Consider the following 22201-nt stretch of genomic DNA (forward strand, 5'->3'; position numbering starts at 1 on the left):
GTCCGTGCGTGGCCCCTTTTTTCTCATTTCTGATTCAGCTGGCCTTCTCCGTACTCAACCGCACGCGCTGTGCGGCTGCCCGCTGGGTGCGAGTTGCCGCTGCTTCCTCCTCGGTGAGGTGCCGGTGCGGCGAATCAGTGCGGTAGCGCGACAGATTGGGTAACCCAGTGGAAGATGCCAGCGCGATGCAGGAATTCGGCTGCGATGTAGCCATCGTCGGCATCGCGGGACGTTTCCCGGGAGCCCCTGATCTGGGCCAATTCTGGCAGAACCTACGCAATGGCGTGGAATCCATCAGCTTTTTCGACGACGACGAGCTGATCTCCGCAGGCGTCCCCATGGAGGAGTTCTCCCAGCCCGACTACGTGAAGGCCGGCGCCCGAACGGAGGGAATCGACCTCTTCGATGCGGAGTTCTTCGGATATACGCCACGGGAGGCCACGATCATGGACCCGCAGCACCGGGTCTTCCTCGAAACGGCCTGGGAGGCCCTGGAGAACGCGGGGTACAGCCCGAGCCGCCTAGGCACCGCTGTCGGCGTGTTCGGTGGGGCCGGAACCAGCGCCTACCTCTCCCACGTCTTCGCCAACCTCAACGACGGCGCCGCGATCGGCGACTCCCATGTAGGCCTGGGCAACGAGCTGGGCTTCCTGACTACCCGCGTCTCTTACAAGCTCGGCCTCCAGGGGCCGAGTATCCCCGTGCACACGGCCTGTTCCAGCTCGCTAGTCGCGGTCCATCTCGCATGCCAGAGCCTGCTCAACCACGAATCGGGCATGGCACTCGCGGGAGGAGTGGCCTTCAAGGTGAGCCCGCAGAAGGGGTACCGGTTCCAGAAGAGCGGCATCATGTCGCCGGACGGGCACTGTCGGCCCTTCGACGCTGACAGCGCAGGGACGGTCTTCAACAACGGCGTAGGCGTGGTCCTCCTGAAGCGGCTCGCTGACGCGCTCGCCGACAACGACACCGTTCACGCCGTGATCAAGGGCACGGCGGTCAACAACGACGGGTCCACGAAGGCAAGTTTTTCGGCCCCCGCAGTGGCAGGCCAGTCCTCCGTCGTTCTGGAAGCATTGGATGTCGCAGGCGTCGAAGCCGACACCATCAGCTACGTGGAGGCGCATGGCAGCGGCACGCAGATCGGTGACTCCATCGAGGTTGACGCACTGACCAGGGCGTTCTCCCAGAGTACTGATCGCACGGACTACTGCGCGATCGGCTCCGTCAAGTCCAACATCGGGCACCTCGACGCGGCTTCCGGCATGGCGGGCCTCCTGAAGACGACGCTGTCGCTGCGGCACGGCATGCTGCCCCCGACCCTGCATTTCCATGAGGCCAACCCGCAGATCGACTTCGACCGGACGCCGTTCCGCGTTCAGCAGGACCTGACCTACTGGGAATCGCACGACGGACCGCGAAGGGCAGGTGTGAGCGCATTCGGATTCGGCGGCACCAACGCGCACGTCGTCCTGGAGGAGGCCCCGCAGCGCCGACCCTCGGAGTCCGCGCGTCCCTCTCAGGTCCTTGTGCTCTCGGCTCGTACACCCGAGGCGCTGGAACGGGCGACCGACCGGTTGGCAGTGCACCTCCGCCAGGAGCCGGAGGCGCTTGTCGACGTTGCGTTCACCCTGGCAGAGGGGCGCGAGGAGTTCCGGCACCGTCGGACCGTCGTCGCTTCTTCGCCGGGGGAGGCGGCCCGGGCCCTGGAAGACCGTGACCCCACCGCACTGGCTAGCGGGGTGGCGCATCGCACCTCTATGAAGGTGGCGATGCTGTTCACTGGTCAGGGTTCCCAGCATCCCGGGATGGCGAGTGAACTTTACGCACAGGAACCGGAGTTCCGGCTCGCAGTGGACCACTGCGCGGCCGAGCTGCGGGAAGTTCTTGGTCTGGATGTGCGGGACCTGCTGCTGTATCCGCCGGATGACACAGACGCCGCCGCGCTCCTGAGCAGGACCGAGTTTGCCCAACCTGTTCTGTTCACCGTCGAGTACGCGCTGGCCATGCTGTGGGCGTCCTGGGGGGTGGCCCCGGCGGTCATGGCCGGTCACAGCCTCGGGGAGTACGTCGCAGCTTGTCTGGCAGGGGTCTTCGAACTCGGCGACGCGCTCCGACTGGTCGCCCTGCGAGGAAGGCTGATGCAGAAGCAGGCCCCTGGCACCATGCTGAGCGTGTCGGCCGAGCGCAGTACCGTCGTGGCCCAGCTGCCCGAAGGGCTGACCCTGGCGGCACACAACGGACCGGTCGACTGTGTGGTCGCGGGTGAGGCCCACGCGGTAGCGGACTTTGCCGCCGCCCTGGCGGACGAGGGCATCGGCTCCAGGTGCGTAGCGACCTCGCACGCTTTCCACACACCGCTGATGGCCCCCATGGTCGAGGAGTTCGTGCAGGCGGTCTCGAAGGTCCCCCTGTCCGCCCCGCGCTTGCCGTTCATCTCCAACGTCACCGGCGACTGGATCTCCGCCGAAGAAGCGACCGACCCCTTCTACTGGGGAACGCACATACTTTCCACCGTCGAGTTCGCCAGGGGGATCGAGACCCTGCGCGCGGACGACGGCTTGGTGTTCCTCGAGGTCGGGCCGGGCCAGACGCTGCGGAGCCTCGTCACACGGCAGCTCGCCGAAGGCGAAGCCCGCGTGGTGGTGGGGTCCCTACCCCACGCCGGCGACAGCCGTGGCCAGCTGGCGGCCGTTCAGCGGGCCCTCGGACTGCTGTGGCAGTCCGGAGTCGCACCGGACTGGTCGGCGTACCACCGCGACGAGAACCCACGACGGGTGGCCCTGCCCACCTACCCGTTCGAGCGTCGACGGTACTGGCTCGATCCCACGCCCGCGGTACCCGCCTCCCCGGCCGGTCCCGCACCCCACGCCCTGTTGGACGAGCTGCTCGTCCACACGGTCGATGAGGTCGTGTTCCGCACCGACTTCGACCTCGAACGGCACTGGGTTCTCAGCGAGCACCGGATGCTGTCGGAGGCGATCGTGCCGGGGACGACCTATCTGGAGATGGCCCGGGCGGCAGGATCCGTACTCTTCGGCGCGCCAGTGACCGTGGTCAGCGAAGTTGAGTTCCAGGTCCCGCTCTTGGTGACGGCGGACCGGCCCCGAATGGCACACACGATCGTACGGGGGGACGAGGAGGGGGCCCAGTTCCGGGTCCTCAGCCACGACCCGGACGCGGCCATCGGTCGGCAGTGGACTCTTCACGTACGGGGCCGATTGTCCGCGGCCCCGCAGACGCCGTGCGCGGGGACTGACCCTGCAGAGCTTGCCGCCCGCTGTGGGCTCGCCAGTATGGACGGCGGCTCGCTCCAGGCCGGACACCAAGTGATGGAGTTCGGCAGCCGTTGGCAGGAGAGCCTGCGCAGTGTGGACGTAGGCGTCCAGTGCGCCCTGGGATCGATGGCCTTGCCCGCCCGTTTCCAGGAGGAGACCGCCGACTATGTGCTGCATCCCGCACTCCTGGATCTTGCCACCGGATTCCACCGGTGGGCCATGTTCGACGGGGAGGACGTGCAGCAGGAGGCGAACGGAGACTTCTACCTGCCTCTGACCTACGACCGTCTGGTGGTGCACGGTCCGATGCCCGCGTCGTGCGTCAGCCTGATTGAACCGGACGCCCGCTTCCAACAGAGCGGCGAGATTCGCAAGGTCGACGTACTGGTCTGTGACACCGAGGGTGCCGTCGTCCTGGAGATCAAGGGCTTCACGGCGAAGCGGGTCAACAGCCCGCGACGAACCATCGACAGCGCCCGGGGCGCGGCCGCACACCACACGCTGAACTGGGTGCGTGCGAACCGCGAGCAGGAGGGACGACGCGACGTCCGCACGGCTCTGGTCGTCGGTGCCGGATCGGCCCTGCTCGAGGCGACGGCCAAGGGGCTGCGTGCGGCGGGTGTCACCGTCGAGACGGCACCCGTGGACACGCTCTGGGTGTCGCGGCCGGACTTTTTGCCGTCGGAGATCGTCTACGTGGCTGGCCATGGGGCAGCCGTCGGCGATGGCGTGCATGATCAGGACAGGCTCCTCGACGACGGCGTCATGGGGCTCCTCGAACTTGCCCGGGCCCTGGCGTCGGCGGGCGCCGGTGCCCATCGGATTACCGTCGTCGCAGGGCACGTGCACCATGTCACCGGGGATGAGACCCACCTCGTGCCTGCGCACTCGGCGCTGTTCGGACTCGCCAAGGTCATCGGCCAGGAACACCAGGAGATCAGCTGCCGGTGCCTGGACGTGGCCGACGACGTGGCACCCGCGGCATGGGTCGAGGAGATCCTCTGCGCTGACCCCATCGGGCAGGTAGCTCTCAGGGGAGCGGACCGGTACGCCGCGGAACTGGTGGCGGTGGAGCTGGCCGGGGCTTCCTCCATGCAGGACACGCCTCCCGGCGAAGTGCACCTGATCACCGGGGGTCTGGGCGGTATCGGCCTGGAGGTGGCCCGATCGATCAGTCGGCGGCAGCCCAAGGCCGGGATCGCGCTGGTCGGCAGAAGCGCGCTCCCTGCGCGAGCCGATTGGGACGACGTGTTGCGTGAGGGAGGCAAGAGCGCCGGCCGAATCGCGCTGATCCAGGAGATGGAAGCGAGAGGCACGCACGTCCTGTGCCTCCAGGGCGATGTCACGGACTCGCGGGACATGGACCGGGTCGTCTCAATCGTGAGGTCTGATCTCGGCGCAATCACCCATGCGATCCATGCCGCGGGAACCGCCGGCGACGGATTCCTCATGCGCAAGACGGCCGAGACCTTCCGCGCCACTCTTGCTCCCAAGGTGGACGGGGCGGTGGCGCTGCACGAGGCGACTCTTGCCGATCGACCCACGATGTTGCTGTTCAGCTCCACCACGGCGCTGTTCGGTTCTGCCGGACAGAGCGACTACACCGCGGCCAACCAGTACCTCGACGGTTTCGCCTGGTGGCGGAGCAAGGCCGGCCTGCGCACGTCCACGGTGAACTGGACCGACTGGATCGGCACGGGCATGGCGGCGGACCATGGTGTCCGGCAGGACCAGGGGTTCTTCCGGTCCATCGGTATCGAGGACGGCATCGCCACCTATGACGCGGTCCTACGCGGAACATCCACGCAGGTGATCGTCGGTGAGATCAACTACGACATGCTGAGTTCCCTCAATCCCGCCGTGCTTCGGTCCCGGATGGCGACGGCGCCCTTGCTTCTCGGCGCATCGATCCAGCGGGCGGTATCTGCCCGCTCCTCCTCGCCCGCCGGCCAGGCCGTGCCCCGGACGCCGAGCACGGCATCCGTACGGCTCACGGGGCGCACGGACGGCGAGTACACCGAGTCCGAACACACTCTCGGAAGCCTGTGGGCGGCCGAGTTCGGCATCCCCGACATCAACGTCTTCGCCAGCCTCTTCGACCTGGGCGGGGACTCGCTGCTCGCTCTGAGACTGGCCAACAGCCTGCAGAAGGCGCTTGGTGTCAAACTGACGATCGCCGACCTGTTTGCCCACCCGACCATCGCCGATCTCGCCGGGCATCTGGCTCCGGAGGAGAAAGCGCCTGCCGTGGGCGAACTACCGGAGAGTTCGACGGCCGGGAACCGGAGTGGACCGGAGGCCTCTGACGGGACATGGTTCGAACTGTGGAACGGCCAGCAGGGAATGTGGCTTCAGCACCAGCTCGGCGAGGGCCGGGCCGAGCTGAACCTGCCGGTGTGGCATCACGTTCACGAGGCGATCGATGTTGCGGCCTTCCGCGAAGCCGTCGGGTTCCTGGTCGAGCGTCACGACGCCCTTCGCCTGGCCCTCCAGGACACTGAGCAGGGACCGCGTCAGCGCGTGCTGGCCCGATTCGACCTCGACGTGCCCTTGGTGGACCTGACAGGCTCAAGCGATCCGGAGGGGGAGAACGAGCGTCTCATCCAGGCCGACAACGCCGTGCCCTTCGATGACCTCTCGGTACCGCCCGTGCGGGCGAAGCTCTACCGACTGGCGGAGGACCACTACTGCGCCTACCTGAACGTGCACCACATCGTGGCGGACGGCACCAGCATGGGGAATCTGCTCCGTGACCTGCTGGTGGCCTACCGCGCCCGAGTGGAGGGGCAGTCGCCCGAACTGGAACCGTTGCCGTTGACGTTCAGCAGCTTCGTCCGCGACCGCCAGAAGTGGCTGTCGGGGCCGGAGAGCGCGGCGATGGAGTCCTACTGGCTTGACGAACTCCAGACGCCGCTGCCCCGGCTGAGGATCGGCGATCACGACGCGCGCTCGGTGGACGTGGCGAACGAAACACTGGATTTCGGCATCGGTGCGGACATGGCGACGGCTCTGGCACAGCTGGCCAGGCGGCTCGATGCCACGCTCCACGTGGTACTTCTCAGCGCTTTCGTGGTCGCGCTGCACGACATCGGGTCCGATGAGGACATCGTGATGTGCGTTCCGTTCTCGGGCAGGGACACCAAGGAGATGGAGGGTATGGTCGGCGCGTTCCTGAACCCGCTGTCCGTGCGCATCTCACTGACCGGGTCCGACTCGTTCGGTGACGTGGTCCGGCGCGCCCAGCGCAAGAGCGTGGGTGCGTACGCGAACAGCCGGTACCCCTTCACCCGCCTCTTCGAACGCCTCGCTATTCCGGTGCGTCCGGGGCAGAACCCGGTGTTCTCAAGCGCGTTCCAGTTCACAGACTTCCTGCCTCCCGCTTACCAGACGTCGCAGCTCGATGTCTGTCTGTACGGGAAGCCGAGTGGCGACGCTCTCAGCCTGCGCTTCAACTACAACTCCGTCCGGCTGTCGAAGAGTGAAATCGTCGACATCCAGGTGAGCTTCCTCGCGGTCCTGAGCCAGGCCGTGGACGACCCGCAGGTGCGTCTGGAACTCCTCGGTGAACCGCTGCGCCAAGCGCGGAAGGCGATGCGGACGTCGTCCGGGGGAGGCCGCAGGCTGGGCGCTCTGAGGTCCTCGCGGCCGCGCCCCTGAGGCGTGTCCACGCCAGGGGGCGAGGGGCAAAACGCCTTCATGGTCCATGAGTTCGGTACCCGGTGAGAGCCGGTCGTTCCAGAAGGAAGAAACAGATGGACGAGCAGGACGGCAGCGAGTTCACCGTGCTGGTGAATGCCGAGGAGCAGTACTCGATCTGGCGGACGGGCCTGGAACTGCCCGCGGGCTGGCGCGAAGTCGGCAGGCGCGGTACGAAGGGTGAGTGCCTCGCTTATGTCGAGGAGACGTGGGCTGACCTGCGTCCCTTGACCCTGCGCCGCCAGATGGCCGACGGGTTGTCCCTGTGACTTTGCTGGTCAGGCCGCTCGTCAGCCGTCCTCACGCGAGCCTGAGGCTGTTCTGCTTCCCGTACGCCGGCGGTGGCATCTCGGTGTTCCGAGGGTGGAGCGCCGGGCTCCCTGGCGAGGTCGAGCCGTGGGCGATTCAGCTGCCCGGGCGCGAGGACCGGATCGGTACACCTCCGTTCCAGAGCATGAGCGATGTTCTCAACGCGCTGGTGCCGGCGATCATCCCGCAACTCGACCGTCCGTTCGCCTTCTTCGGGCACAGTATGGGATCCGTCGTCGCACTGGAGCTGACGCGCACCTTGCAGCGACTGGAGGCCGGATCGCCGGACCATCTCTTCGTTTCGGGCCGGGTGCCTCCCCACGCGGTGGAAGTGGTGAACTCGCCGCTGCACCAGCGGTCCGACGCGGAGCTCACCGAGGTGCTCCGCAGCTGGCAGGCCACCCCCGAGGCCGTGCTGGCGGACCGGGAACTCATGCGCCTTCTCCTTCCCGTGATCCGTGCGGATCTCTCCGTCATCGAGACCCATACGTTCACAGACGGCCCGCTGCTCGACTGTCCGATCACCGCATTCGGCGGTACCGAGGACAATGCGGACCCCTCGGTCCTGGCGCGCTGGGGGGAACTGACGAGCAGCCAGTCCGACCTGCGTATGTTTCCGGGCGGTCACTTCTTCCTGAACTCGGCGCGCGAGACCGTCGTCGCCGCAGTGTCCGCAGGGCTCCACCAAGCGCTGGTCTCGCGCATCGACTGACGTCGGCGGGGGTGCGGGCACCTCCGCACGCGGCCGAACCCTCTTCACGCATTGCCTCGGCAAGGTCCCGCAATGCGGCTTTCCGCACCTTCTGACTGATGGAACTTGGTGGAACGACATGACTCTGCAGACCGGAGCCGAACCGAACGACGGCCAGGCGCTCGCCTCTCTGATTGATGTCGTTTCGGCGACGTGGGCCGCTGTCCTGCGGGCCGGCACTCCCGGGCCGGACGCCAACTTCTTCGCGCTGGGAGGGAATTCGCTCCAGGGCGCCCGTGTGATCGGCAGACTTCGCGAGGAACTGGGCATCCAGATCCCCCTCACTGTGCTCTTCGAGAACCAGACGGTGAGTGAACTCGCCGGAGCCATCCAGGCTCTGGGGACGACGACCTCCGCCGCCGTGCCGACCATTGAACCTCTGGCACAGCGGGCTGACGGGGTTTTCCACGCCCCGACGTCATTCGTGCAGCAGCGCATGTGGGTGGAAGAGCACATCAAGGGGCCAAGCTCCCGGTACAGCAGCCCCTCGGCCATCGAGATGGAGGGCCCGCTCGATGTCGAGGCCCTAAAGGGCGCCGTACGGTTGCTGGTGGAGCGGCACGAGGTCTTCCGTACCACCATCCGTGCCCTGGACGGAGTTCCCCAACAGGTCGTGGCACCGCACTCGGACCTGGCCTTGCATATCGTCGATCTGCGCTCTGAGCCGGCGGACCTGCGAGAGGAGACTCTGGCGGACCGGCTGACCTCGTCCGCCCGTCGCCCCTTCGACATCGAGCACGGTCCACTGCTCCGGGTCGAGCTTTACCAGCTGGAGGAGGACTGGCACGTCCTTCTCATCAACCTGCACCACATCATCACGGACGTCCGCTCCTTCGAGCTCGTCGTATCCGAGCTGCTCAGGCTCTACTCACAGAAGGGCGCCACGTCCGCCGACGCGCGGCAGCCGTCCGTCCAATACGCGGACTACGCTGCATGGCAGCGCCGCACCATCGGTGATGCTGAGGTGGATGAGCAGCTGGCCTACTGGAAGGACCAGTTGAGGGCGCCCCTGCCGGTACTCGACCTGCCAACCGACATGCCGTACAGCGACCGTACCTCCGGGCAAGGGGCCTCCGTGACGGCCGAGTTGCCCCGGGCGGTCTCTCGGCGGCTCAAGGAGCTGTCCAAGGAGCATGACTGCACGCCCTTCATGACGATGCTCGCGTTGCTCAACGTCCTGATGCACAGGTACAGCGGTCAGAGCGACATCGTGATCGGCACACCTAGTGCCAACCGTGAACTGCCCGAGCTGGACGGCATGCTCGGTTGTTTCCTCAACACACTCGCGATCCGCAGCGACCTTTCCGGTGACCCAAGCCTGACCGAGGTCCTCAGCCGGGTGCGCGAGACCGCGCTGGCTGCCTACGCCCATCAGGACGTGCCGTACGAACGCGTCGTCAACGCCGTCACGACGAACCACGCTTCCCGCCAGGGGCTGTTCCGGGTCATGTTGGCCTTCCATCACGAGATCGCGCCGCCGGACCTGGCGGGCATCACGATCAGCGACGTGCAGCTCGGCCTCGAAGCGGTCAAGTTCGACCTGGTGTTTGCGGTGACGGAGGCTGAGTCCACTTATCGTGTGTCTCTCGAGTACGACACCGACCTCTTCGTCGAGGACACGGCCTGGCGACTCCTGGACCACCTGGGCGTCCTGATCGCCGACGCCGTAGACGCTCCCGAGAAGCGGGTTTCGCAGCTCACTGTCGTCCCGGAGGAGGAGCGGCGCCAGATCGAGAAGTGGTCGGCGTCGACCCACGGCCCCTATGCGACGGACCTATTCCTGCATCAGCTCTTTGAGGAGCAGGTGCTCAGGACACCGGATGCCGCTGCGCTGGAGAGCGGCGCGGACACGCTCACCTATGCCGAGCTCGACGCCCTCGCCGAGCGGCTGGCGGCCGATCTCTCGCAGCGGGGCATCGGCACCGACGACCTGGTCGGACTGTGTGCGGAGCCCTCCCTGGAGCTGATGGTCGGCATCCTCGGCATCATCAAGGCGGGTGCCGGTTACGTGCCGCTTGATCCCATCGCGCCGGCCGACCGCATGGCATTCGTCGTGGCCGACAGCGGGATGACGGTGGTGCTCACCACCCCCGCATTGCGGGAACAGCTGCCAGCCACGGTTGCCGTCGGCGTGACGCTGGTGACCGTCGACGCGAAGGCACCCGGACAGGACGTGGCTGCATGGGAGCCCCGCCGACGGCCTTCCGCCGAGGTCGATTCCTCACAGCTCGCCTACCTCATGTACACATCCGGAACCACTGGCCGGCCCAAGGGTGTTGGCCTGCCGCACCGGGCGATCACACCGTGGATCCAGTGGGCGCAGGATGTCCGGCCGATCGGCCCGGGCATCCGGGTGGTGCACAACCTCTTTTACCACTTCGACTGGTCCGTCGAGCAGATGTTCCACGCTCTGACCAGTGGTGCGGCCCTAGTGATGCTGCCTAGCGAGATCCGCGCGGATCCGGCGGCCACAGCCCGGTTCATCAACGACCGCACGATCAACATGCTCTACCTGACACCTACCCAGATGCGCGGTATCGCGGACACCGGCATATCCATGCCGTCCCTACGGCACCTCTCCATGGGTGGCGAGAACCTGGACGCCGAGCTGGTCGCGCGAACCCGCAAGGTGGTGTCCTCGGACTGCGAGATCTGGAACGAGTACGGACCGACGGAGACGGCCGGCGTCGCGGTGTCCGGCCGGATGGACGACGAGCCTCGGGAGCGCACTTCCATGCCCCTGGGCGAGCTGACCGCCAATGCCACCTGCTCCGTGGTGGACCGCTGGGGGAACCCTCAGCCGATCGGCGTACCGGGAGAGCTGTGGATCGGCGGTGACGGAGTGGCGCGGGGATACCGCAATCTGCCTGGCCTGACCGCAGAGCGCTTCACCGCCGACCCTTCGAACCCGGGGTACCGCCTGTACCGCACCGGCGACCTGGTGAGGTGGCTGCCGAACGGCGAGATGCAGTTTCTCGGCCGGATCGACAGCCAGGTGAAGATCCGAGGTGTGCGTGTCGAGCTGGAGGAGATCGAGTCAGTGCTGCGCGGCCATCCCGACGTGGCGAACGCGGTCGTCGTGCTGGAGCCCGATCAGCGGCTCGTCGCCTATGTGGAGCCTGCCCCCGGAGCAAGCGCCGACGAAGCATCGGTACGTTCCTACCTGGCTCCGAAGCTGCCCATCGTGATGCAGCCCTCTGTCTTCGTCGTGATGGCGTCGATCCCTTCCGCGGCGACTGGCAAGGTCGACCGCTCCCGGCTTCCACGTCCCACTTCGGCGGCTGCGCCGACGGAGCCGGCGGCCGTGCCACCGTCCACCGCGATGGAGCACCTAGTCGCCGCGGCCTGGACGGAGGTCCTGAAACAGGACGTTCTCAGCGTCGAGGCCAACTTCTTCGAGATCGGGGGCGATTCGTTCTCCCTGCTCTCCGTCGTCAGCTCTCTCCGCAAGGACCTCGGGCTCGATATCCCGGTGCGTGCCGTCGTCGACAGTCCGACGATCGCCGGCCTTGCTATCTACCTCGAGTCCTTGCGCTGGGCGCTGCAATCCCAGGTATCCGACGTCGACAGCAGCGGTGAGCGCGAGGTGGGCGAGCTGTGACGGGAACCGCACAGCACGTTGCAGAGGAACACGGGCCGGCGGCCCGTGGCGTGGTGGATCTCCTGTTGGAGGTGCGCTCGCTGAACATCGTCCTGTGGGCGGAGGAGGGAAAGCTGCGCTTCGACGCACCTGCCGGCGTGATGACGGACACTCTCCGTGCCGAACTGGGAGCTCGCAAGGGCGAGATCGTTGCCTTCCTGGCGGACGTTGACGTCGCGGAGCGTTCGACGGTACGGATCACGACGCGTGACGGAACCAGACTGGCTGCTGATGTGTTCCGGCCCAGGCGGCGCGGCGCCGTCATCGAGGAAGCCCTGCCGGTGCTCTGGTGCCACGAACGCTACCGGCGTGCCGAGACGGTGGACGGCGGCCTGCTTACCAAACTCGACTCCCAGCCGTGGTTGAAGGAGATGCTACGGAACGAGTATGTGGTCGTCGTTGTCGACTCGCGCGGCAGCGGCGCCTCGGAGGGGAGCCGACGGATCGAGTTCAGCCACGAAGAGGCGCAGGACGCTTTCGAGGTGACCGAATGGCTCGCGGTCCAGCCCTGGTCAAGCGGTCGTGTCGGGATGTTCGGCCTCTCCTACTCGGGGATCAACCAGCTGCTGGCGGCGGCTACGGCACCGCCTCACCTCGCGGCGATCCTGCCGCAGATGGCGATGTTCGACCTGTACGAGTTCCTCCGCCCGGGCGGTGTGTTCCGTGACGACTTCGCCCGCAACTGGAGCGATCTGGTGCGTAGGCTGGATACCCAGTCAGGAGCCGCCGGCACCGGCGACGGCCCGGTGGGTACGGCGGGCTACCTGGCGGGACACCAGGACAACGCGGACGTCTTCGGCCAGGCCGCGGCGTTGGAATTCCGCGACAGCGTCGATCTGGCAACCGGCCTCGCTCCCTATCAGGACATCAATCCGGCAGCCGCCCGCAACGCGGTGAGCGCTTCGGATATCCCGGTGTGCCACCTGGGCGGCTGGCATGACATCTGGGTCCGCGACACCACACTGTGGTTTCGTAATCTGGCCAACCCGCAGCGCCTGGTCATCGGCCCGTGGAGCCACAACAACTGGACGAACGAGGACTTGGCCCGCGAGCACCTGCGCTGGTACGACCACTGGCTGAAGGGCATCGACAACGGGGTCATGGCCGAGCCGCCAGTGCGGTACTTCACCATGGGCGCGGGGGCGGCAACCGGATGGAAATCGGCGGACACGTGGCCGCCGGCAGCGGCGTGCCCCAAGGCGCTGTCCTTCGGCGACGGATCCAGTGGCACCATCCGGTCCGTCAACGACGGAGTGCTGAGGTTGCCCGAGGCGTCGGCCGACGGAGCGGGGGCGACCGGCGGTGGACAGGATTCGTATACGGTCGACTACTCCACGACGTCAGGCCGGACGTCCCGGTGGTCGGACGGGTACGCGGGCGGGTTTCACTACGAGCTCACGGTGAACGACCGCAAGGCCCTGACCTACACGTCGGCGGTCCTTTCCGAGGACCTCGAGGTGACAGGTCACCCCCTCGTACACCTCTGGGTGACGTCGACCCATCCGGACGGTGCCTTCTTCGTCTACCTCAGCGAGGTCGACGAGCAGGGGGCGTCCCACTACGTGTCCGAGGGTGTCCTGCGGGCTTCGTGCCGCGGCGGCGCTCCCGCACCCTTCGACAGGATGGGGCTGCCCTACTACCCGGGGACAGGGGACGCGATCACGCCGCTGCCGCCGGGTGAACCCGTCGAACTGGTCGTGGATCTCCACCCGACGTCCTACGCCTTCTCGGCGGGTCGGCGGCTGAGGATCAGCATCACGTGCTGTGACAGCGACAACGCGCACGTGGAGGAGGACATCCCCGCCCCCGTCATCACCGTCCACCGTGGTGCGCGCCACGCGTCCCGGGTGGTTCTGCCCGTCGTGCCGAGGCGCTGACCGATCGTCGCTGGTGTGTCGAAGTACCAGAAAGGTAGTGCGTTGCCTGCACTTCAGTACCGGGTCGTCGGGGTCGAGTTCGGCAAGGAGACCCCACCCCGCTCCTTTGCCACGCTGCTCCCACCGCCCTGGCGGGACGGCTACCACCGCATTGACCTGCTTACCCATCCGGACATCCGCCAGAGCGTGCCGACCGTTGAGGAACAGGCCGAGTACTGGGCACGGCGACTCGGTGTAATGACAGGGCCCGTCGTGGTGCTGGGCTACTGCTCCGGAGCAGCGGTCGCATCCGAGTTGGTGTCGAGGGTCGGGGCGGACACCACCCTGGTCGTGATCGACCCGGCCGCCCCCGCGGCAGGGGACGCCCAGGAACTGCTGGTCGAGCTGGCCACGGGAATGGACGAGGATCTTCTGCCCGGGGACGTGCCGGACATTCTTGACCACGATCCGGCCGAAGCCCTGGCCCTGGTCAGTGACTTCCTGCGCTCGGTCGTCGAACGCTGCGCTCCGGACCTACCGCCCGACATCACCGACTCGCTCACCGAGCACCAGCGCGCCTGGCTGAGCTACACCCTGGCGGCAGGCGCCCACGGTGGCGTCCTGCGGGACGAACCTGACCATGTGCTCCTCAGCGAAGACGCAGGCTGGGAGTACACCGGCCGTGCCCGGGTGCACCGGTTCCCCGTCGGCGACGTGGAGTTGTTCGGCTTCGCGGAGGCCACGGCGGTGATCGCCGGCTTGCTCGACGGCAGGACCCGGCCGGACGGGCTCCGGCGCCCATCCGCCAGCCCGATCCGTTCCACGCAGAGGCGGTAACGATGGACGAACACGCACGGACGCCCGGCGAGCCGATCGGGTTCGCCGAGCCCGCACCCCTGACCACCGCCCAGCATCAGACCTGGCTCCTCGGCAGGCTTGTACCGGGCTGCCCGGCAACCCACGTGTCCGCCACCATCGGGCTGGCCGGTGAGCCGGACCGGGCGGCGCTCCTGGCGGCATTGCGCAGGGCCACCGCTGCCCACCTGTCACCCGGTGCGCGCTTCACCGTGTCCGATGGTGTGCCCGTGCGCATCTCGGCGGACCCGGTGGAACTGCCGCTGCAGTACCCCGACGTGAGTGCACTCGAAGGTGACGAACGGAACTGCCGGATACGGGATCTGGCGGCCGAAGCGCTCCGCGCCCCCTTCGGCGTGGAGAGTGGCCCGCTCGCCCGTGCCCTGCTGATTCGGAGCGGAGCCGCCGAACACCTCCTTGTCCTCGTCGCGCACCGGCTGGTCGCCGACCACGCCCTCGTCGAGCGGGTTCTGCGGGATATGACGGCCACATACCGGGCCCTGACCGGAGGGGTGACCACGGAAGAAGCCCCGACATCGGTGGTCCGGGAGGAGGAGGGAACCGGTGGACTCCCAGGAGCACAGGCAGTGGCCCTGCCTTCCGGTGAGGCGGTGGACCGCCTGGCCGCGCTACCTCCGGTTCCCGAGCTCCCCCTGGACCGGCCCCGCCCGGCCCGGCGCGACCTCGACGCCGGATGCGTGGCGTTCGAGGTCCCGGATGAGACCGCCGCTGCGCTGCGTACGCTCGGCGCACGGCAGGGTGCCGAGCTCCACCACGTACTGCTCGCGATGTACCTCGTCCTCCTGCACCGCTACAGCGGACAGGCCGCACAAGCCGTGACCGTCCCCGTGAAGGGCGTCGCGGGGGAGGCCTCCGAGACGACGGCCGTCGTCCGGTCCGAAGTCGTCCCGGGCGCCCTCCTGACGGAGCTGATCACCCGGACGCGGACGGACGTCGAGGCCGCCCTCTCCACCGCCCGGCCGTCTGCGGCAGAGCTGCTCGGCAGGCCGGCGTTCGCCTACCGGACCGCCTCCCGGATAGGTGAACTGCCCGGTGTCCGGACCTGGTTCCTGGACGCCCCGGCCGAGAGCGTGCTCGGTGACCTCACCCTGGATTTCGTCGAGGGGGACACCGGGATAACCGGACGACTGCTGTTCGCGAAGGACGTGTTCGACCGCACCACAGGCCAGCGGGCAGTACGGCACTACCTGAAGCTGCTGGACGCCGCCGTCGAGAACCCGCATCGGGCCAGCTCCGCGCCCCCTCTCCTCACGGAGAAAGAGGAACGCACGATCGCCGAACTGAACGGCGTACGGGCAGACCTTCCGGACAGGACTTTCCACCAGCTCTTCGAGGAGCAGGCGGACAAGACCCCCGACGCAGTCGCGGTCCGGTCGCACGACGGGACACTCACGTACCGGGAACTCAACGCACTGGCCAACCAGCAGGCTGACCTGCTGCGGCAGCTGGGTGTCTGCCCCGAGATCACCGTCGGCATATGCATGGACCGAGGCAGGCGGATGGTCGTGGCACTACTGGGCGTACTCAAGGCCGGAGGAGCCTATGTCCCGCTGGACCCCCGGGATCCGGCGGAGCGCAGGAAGACGATCCTCTCGGATGCTCAGGTCCGCGTCGTGGTCTGCACCGATCCCACGATGGCCGGCGGGTACGAGACGATTGTGCTGGACGCGGACTGGACGGAGCTGGCAGGCCGCCCGGTGCACAACCGGACCGCACCGCCCTCGGCGTCGGCGGACGCCGCCTACCTGCTCTATACCTCGGGCTCGACCGGCAAGCCCAAGGGCGTGGTCGTGGAGAACCGTCAACTAGTCAGCTACACAAGGGCAGTCATTGAGCGACTGGGCATCGAGACCCCGCTGAGCTGGGCGATGGTCCAGCCCCTCACCGTGGATTCCAGCGTCACGGCTCTGATGCCGCCGCTGTCCACAGGCGGCGAGGTCCATCTGCTGTCACGCGAGCACGCCCTGGACGCGACGAAGCTGGCGGACTGGATGCAGAGACACGAAGTGGACTGCTTGAAGATCGCTCCCTCGCACCTGCGGACGCTGCAGGCGTCGGCCCGGTTCGAGGAGCTTCTTCCCCGCCGTCTGCTGGTGATCGGGGGCGAGGCATCCGACTGGCGGTGGATGACCGGTATCCAGCGCTTGGTGCCGCACTGCCGGGTCTTCAACCACTACGGTCCGACCGAGGCAACGGTGGGCGTGCTCACCTTGACCGTCGCCGAGCACCTGGAGGCGCCGTGGGGCACGGCGCCGATCGGCGTTCCGCTTCCGAACTCCCAGGCACATGTGGTCGACATCGAAGGCAACCCCGTGCCCTTCGGGGTGGCTGGCGAACTGCTCGTCGGCGGCACGAATCTGGCCCGCGGCTACCACGGCCGGGACGAACTGACCGCGGAGGCCTTCGTGCCGGACAGCCTTGGCGGTTCGGAGAGCGCGCGTCTCTACCGGACCGGAGACATCGTGCGACGTCTGGCCGACGGATCTCTGGCCTTCCTGGGACGGCGCGACGACCAAATCAAGATACGGGGCTTCCGCGTGACCCTGGGAGAGGTAGAAGCCGCGCTCACCAGCCATGACGCCGTACGCGGAGCCGTGGTCGTCGTCCGTGAGGACAATCCGGGGGACCGGCGGATCGTCGGCTACGCGGAGGTGCCCGAACCGCGGGCGGTCACCGCCGGGGACCTCGAAGCCCACGTGCGGGAGCGGGTGTCCCCGCACATGGTCCCGCAGGCGACGGTGGTGCTGGACGCCCTGCCGCTGACCCCGCACGGCAAGGTCGACCGTTCCGCGCTGCCCGCCCCGGCGGTGGTGGCCGAACGGGCAGGGGCGGCCGGTTCCCTGCCCCAGGGGGAGGTCGAGCGCCAGGTCGCGCGGGCGTGGCAGGAGGTGCTGCGGCTCGATGCCGTGGGTGTCGACCAGAACTTCTTCGACATCGGAGGGCATTCCCTGCTCCTGGTCGAACTCCAGCACCGCCTCCAGGCCGTCGCGGGATGCGACATCGATCTCCTGGACCTGTTCCAGCACACGTCCGTCCGTACACAGGCCGCTTTCCTGTCCGCGGGACGGGAAGCCTCCCCGCCCGATCCCAGCCGCAAGACCAGGGGTGCCCAGCAGAACGCGCTCATGAAGCGCCGTCAGCAGCAGTTGCGAGCGAAGCGAGGCCGCCATGAATGAGCAACTCCCCAATGATTCCGGTCTGTTCGAGGACAGCCTCGACATAGCCATTGTGGGGATGGCGGGCCGGTTCCCCAAGGCCCGGACGGTCGAGGAGTTCTGGAGCAACCTCAAGGCCGGTAACTGCGCCGTTACCCAGTTCGACGAAGGGCACCTCGCCGAGCTTGGCGCGGACCCCGAAACCCTGAACGACCCGGACTTCGTGCCTGCCGGTTACCTGCTGGAGGACAGCGACAAGTTCGACGCGGCATTCTTCGGCTACTCGCCCCGTGAAGCCGAGCTGATGGACCCTCAACACCGCGTGTTCCTGGAGTGCGCCTGGTCAGCCTTGGAGAGTGCGGGGTACGACCCCGACCGCTACGAGGGCCTGACCGGCGTCTACGCCGGTGCCGGAAACAACACCTACCTACTTGTCAACGTCGCCTCCCACCCCGACGCGGTGGAGGTGATGGGCGGAAACCAGCTGGTGATCGGGAACCGGTCGGACTTCCTCAGCAGCAGGGTCTCCTACAAGCTGGACCTGCGCGGCCCCAGCATCAACGTGCAGTCCGCCTGTTCGACGTCCCTGGTCGCGGTCGCCCAGGCGTGCCAGGCGCTGCTCTCCTACCAGTGCGACACTGCCCTCGCCGGGGGGGTCGCCGTCGATGTCATGCGGCGCGACGGTTACCTCTACCGCGAGGACGGGATCTACTCGCCGGACGGATACTGCCGCACCTTCGACGCCCGGGCCCAGGGCACCGTCGGGGGCGACGGCGTCGGCGTGGTGGTGCTCAAGCGCCTTCAGGACGCCGTCAACGACAACGACCACATCCATGCCGTGATCAAGGGCAGCGCCGTGAACAACGACGGCGCCGCACGAGCGGGCTTCAGCGCTCCGAGCGCCGCTTCCCAGGCCGACGTCATCGCTACCGCGCTCGCCAACGCGGACGCGGAACCGGAGAGCATTCGCTACGTCGAGGCGCACGGGACCGCCACCCTCCTCGGCGACCCGATCGAGGTGTCGGCACTCACCTCGGCATACGGCGATGTCCCCGCTGCCCGGACTGCCCTCGGTTCCGTCAAGACCAACATCGGACACCTCGACTCCGCCGCGGGCGTGGCCGGTCTGATCAAGACTGCCCTGGTAGTGGAACGCGGGGAGATCCCTCCCACCCTGCACTTCGAGCAGCCCAACCCGCGGCTCGGTCTGGAAGACAGCCCGTTCTACGTCAACAGCGAGCTCCTGCCCTGGCCCCAGGACACGGGGCCGCGCCGCGCCGCCGTCAGTTCGTTCGGCCTCGGCGGCACCAACGCCCATCTGATCGTCGAGGAGCCCCCGGAGATCCCCAGGGCCGCCCCGCCCGGCCCGGACACGGAACAGCTGCTGGTCCTCTCGGCCAAGTCGCCCGAGGCCCTCGACGTGGCGACAGGTGACCTCCTCGACCACCTGCGCACCCACCCCGAGGTGCCACTCGAGGACGTCGCGTTCACCCTGCAACGAGGCCGCAGGGAATTCCCGTACCGGCGAGCGCTGCTGTGCGGGAGTGTCGACGACGCATCGGGCATCCTCGGCGCGCCGGACGACGGCAGACTCCTCACCGCATCTGGCCCGCAGACCTCCAACAGGCCTGTCGCCTTCGTCTTCACCGGCTTCGGCGCGCAGTACCCTGGCATGGCCGCCGGCCTCTACCAGCAGGAGCAGGTTTTCCGGGAGGCACTGGACGAATGCGCGGAGATCCTGCTGCCCCTGCTCGGACAGGATATCCGCCCCGCCATGCTCACCCCTGACGCCGACTACGCGGCTAGCGGAAGAGGGGACTCGGGAGGCATGGACCTCCGTAGCATGCTGCGCCAGCCGGAGCGCAGTGATCACCCGCTCGACAGCCCCCTCCTGGGCTACGCCGCGGTGTTCGCTCTGGAGTACTCCCTGGCCAGGCTCTGGCGCACCTGGGGCGTCGTGCCGGAAGCCATGATCGGGCACAGCCTCGGAGAGTACGTGGCAGCCTGCCTGGCCGGCGTCTTCTCACTGCCGGACGTGCTGCGCCTGGTGGTGGAGCGCGCGAGGCTCATCGAGGGGCAGGGCGAGGGCGCGATGCTCGCGGTGCCGTTGCCGGAAACAGCGGTAGCCCGCTACACGAACGACGACATCTGCCTCGCGGCCGTGAACGGACCGCAGACCTGCGTGCTCTCCGGCACGGTCGAAGGTATCGAAGCCGTGGGCCGCGACCTCATGGCGGACGGCATCGCCTCGCGCCGCCTCACTACCAGGTTCGCCTTCCACTCGCCGATGATGGACCCGGTCGTCGAGCCGTATGCGGAATTGGTCCGGACTGTTCGGCTGAACCCACCCGCCACGCCCTTCGTCTCCAACATGTCCGGCACCTGGATCACGCCCGAAGAGGCCACCAGCCCGGAGTACTGGGCCGAGCACATGCGGCAGCCGGTCCGATTCGCCGACGGTATAGGCACCCTCTGGTCTGTTCCCGACGTCATCGTGGTCGAGGTCGGTCCCGGCCAGAGCATGGTCCCCGGCGTCGTACAGCACCCCGGAGCGGCCGCCGTGGCCGACCGGGTCGTGGTGCACTCGCTCCCCGGGTTCTTCGATGGGCAGAGCGACCGTGCCACCATGCTCCGCGCCGCCGCGAGGCTGTGGCTGGCAGGACGTGCGCAACCGTTCCCGGAGCTGGAGGGAGCACGACGGACCCCGCTGCCCACCTACCCGTTCGAGCGCCGCCGCTACTGGGTGGAGCGCAGCACGGTCCAGGCCGGGGCATCTGCCGAAGCCCGCCGATACAAGGAGTCGAAGGAGTGGTTCTACGCGCCCTCCTGGCAACAGACAGCTCCGGTGCCCCCGGCCCGCACGGCCGAGCTGGCGGCGCACAGCTGGCTCGTCTTCGCGGACGAGGCCGGAGTCGGCGGTGGACTGGCGGAACGGCTCGTAGGCCTCGGTGCGACGGTGCACACCGTCCGGGCGGGCAGCGAGTGGAGCCGCAAGGGGGAGGGCGTTTACGTGCTCGACCCAGGCAGCCCTGAGCACTACGCCAAGCTGGCCGAGGCCCTGCGGGAGGACGGGGCGCCGCCGGACCGTGTGCTCCATTGCTGGAGCGTGGGCAACGACTCGGACCACAGCACAGCCCCGCAGGATGTGCGGGCTCTCCTCGACCGGGGGTTCTACTCGCTGCTGCACTGGGCCCAGGCCACCGAGCCGGAAGTGATGAGGCTGCCGCAACGCTGGGACGTCGTGTCCAGCGAGATCTACTCGGTGACCGGGGCAGAGGCGCTGTGCCCTCCCAAGGCGGCGGTCCAGGGCATCGCTCGGGTACTCCCGCAGGAGTACCCGTCGCTCACCTGCATCCAACTCGACCTCGCCGACGGGCACGCCGCACCGGAGGTCCTCGACGGTCTCCTGGCGCAGCTTTCCCGTCCCGCCAGTGAGCGGACGCTCGCGCTGCGCGGGCGGCGTTGGTGGGCTCCCACCTTCGTGGCCGCCGAGCAGCCGCGCCGTGATTCCGCCCCGGTCCGGGCCGACGGGGTCTACCTGATCACGGGTGGGCTGGGGAAGATTGGCATGCTGATGGCACGGGCCATAGCCGAGCAGGAACGGGTGCGGCTGGTCCTCCTGGGACGCACCGGGCTGCCGCCGCGGGAGACCTGGGAATCGCCGGACCATCCTGCGGCCACCCTGGACCTGATCCGGGGCGTCCGGGCCCTCGAAGAGCTGGGCTCTGAGGTCATGGTGTTTGCTGCCGACGTCTCCGACCTCGTCCGCATGCGAGAGGTGAAGGAGACGGTGGTCCAGGCGTACGGCCGGGTCGACGGGCTGCTGCACTGTGCCGGAACGACTGGTGGTGCGGCCCACCGCGTGGTGGCCGACCTCGGCGAGCGCGAGAGCGCCTGGCACTTCGACCCGAAGCTGTACGGCACGTATGTCCTCGACGACGTACTGGTGGACCAGAAGCTGGACTTCGCGATCCTCTGCTCCTCTATCGCCTCCCTCCTCGGAGGGCTTGGGTTCGCCGCCTATGCGGCCGCGAACGCGGTGCTCGACGCCTTTGCCCAGCACCGTCACGGCGCTGGGCAGCCGTGGTGCAGCGTCAACTGGGAAGCCTGGCGCTTCTCGGCGGAGCCGAGGGACGAGGCCGGTATAGGTTCGGCGATCCAAGCTCTGGCCCTGGACCCCGCCGAAGGACGCCGGGTGACGGAAGCCCTGCTTGCGGGGGTCCCGCAGGCGCAGGTCGTGGTCTCCACCTCCGATCCGGTCAGGCGGCGCGAGCAGTGGGCCGCGCCTGCCGCGGAGGTCGCCATGCCGCGGCAGCAGCATGAGCGGCCCAACCTGCGCAACCCCTACGTGGCGCCCGACACCGACACCGAACGGCAGGTCGCGGAGATCTGGCAGGAGTTGCTGGGGGTCCAGAGCGTCGGCGTACACGACAACTTCTTCGAACTCGGCGGAAGTTCCCTCCTCGGCCTGCAGGTCGTGCACCGGCTGCGCCATGAGCTGTCTCTGGCGGTGCCGCTGACGGTCGTCTATGAAGGTCCCACCGTGCGCGCCCTCGGCCGGCTCGTCGATGACCTTCGCGAGGCCGTAGGCCAGTAACGAATCAAGGTTCCGGTCCTCCTCCACCGGGCTGGGCTGACAATCC

At 67.9% G+C, this 22201-nt stretch carries 8 protein-coding genes; all 8 read left to right on the top strand.

Annotation, left to right across the window (positions count from 1 at the left end):
* Positions 1-167: 167 nt before the first annotated feature.
* The 8 genes from D581_RS1000000139005 (at position 168) to D581_RS01000000137405 (ending at position 22155) form a co-directional block, all read left to right on the top strand.
* On the top strand, positions 168-6932 hold the full coding sequence (locus tag D581_RS1000000139005) for a type I polyketide synthase (RefSeq protein ID WP_158688611.1): 6765 nt from the start codon (positions 168-170) through the stop codon (positions 6930-6932).
* Positions 6933-7027: 95 nt separating this feature from the next.
* Complete coding sequence (locus tag D581_RS0118005; RefSeq protein WP_018958608.1) at positions 7028-7240, top strand: MbtH family protein; 213 nt, start codon at positions 7028-7030, stop codon at positions 7238-7240.
* Entirely contained in the window at positions 7237-7992 is a 756-nt protein-coding gene (locus tag D581_RS01000000137400; RefSeq protein ID WP_018958609.1) for a thioesterase II family protein, read from the top strand. Before D581_RS0118005 ends, D581_RS01000000137400 begins: the two co-directional genes overlap by 4 nt.
* A gap of 118 nt (positions 7993-8110) precedes the next feature.
* Positions 8111-11632, top strand: coding sequence for a non-ribosomal peptide synthetase (locus D581_RS0118015; protein WP_018958610.1), 3522 nt, complete (start codon positions 8111-8113; stop codon positions 11630-11632).
* Between the two features lie 53 nt (positions 11633-11685).
* On the top strand, positions 11686-13548 hold the full coding sequence (locus tag D581_RS0118020) for a CocE/NonD family hydrolase (RefSeq protein ID WP_158688612.1): 1863 nt from the start codon (positions 11686-11688) through the stop codon (positions 13546-13548).
* A gap of 42 nt (positions 13549-13590) precedes the next feature.
* Positions 13591-14364, top strand: coding sequence for a hypothetical protein (locus tag D581_RS0118025; protein ID WP_158688613.1), 774 nt, complete (start codon positions 13591-13593; stop codon positions 14362-14364).
* 2 nt (positions 14365-14366) lie between these two features.
* The gene (locus D581_RS0118030; protein WP_018958613.1) at positions 14367-17579 is read left to right on the top strand and encodes a non-ribosomal peptide synthetase; all 3213 of its coding nucleotides are present in this window, start codon (positions 14367-14369) and stop codon (positions 17577-17579) included.
* Positions 17572-22155 (top strand): type I polyketide synthase, encoded by a 4584-nt coding sequence (locus D581_RS01000000137405; protein WP_078625869.1) that lies wholly within the window; start codon positions 17572-17574, stop codon positions 22153-22155. The genes D581_RS0118030 and D581_RS01000000137405 overlap by 8 nt, the downstream gene beginning before the upstream one ends.
* Positions 22156-22201 lie beyond the last annotated feature (46 nt).

The organism is Streptomyces sp. CNB091, assembly GCF_000377965.1.

Bases quoted from the DNA above. Each gene is read 5' to 3' on its own strand.
- D581_RS0118005 (WP_018958608.1), top strand. From the start codon at position 7,028: ATGGACGAGCAGGACGGCAGCGAGTTCACCGTGCTGGTGAATGCCGAG.
- D581_RS0118015 (WP_018958610.1), top strand. From the start codon at position 8,111: ATGACTCTGCAGACCGGAGCCGAACCGAACGACGGCCAGGCGCTCGCC.
- D581_RS0118030 (WP_018958613.1), top strand. From the start codon at position 14,367: ATGGACGAACACGCACGGACGCCCGGCGAGCCGATCGGGTTCGCCGAG.
- D581_RS01000000137405 (WP_078625869.1), top strand. From the start codon at position 17,572: ATGAATGAGCAACTCCCCAATGATTCCGGTCTGTTCGAGGACAGCCTC.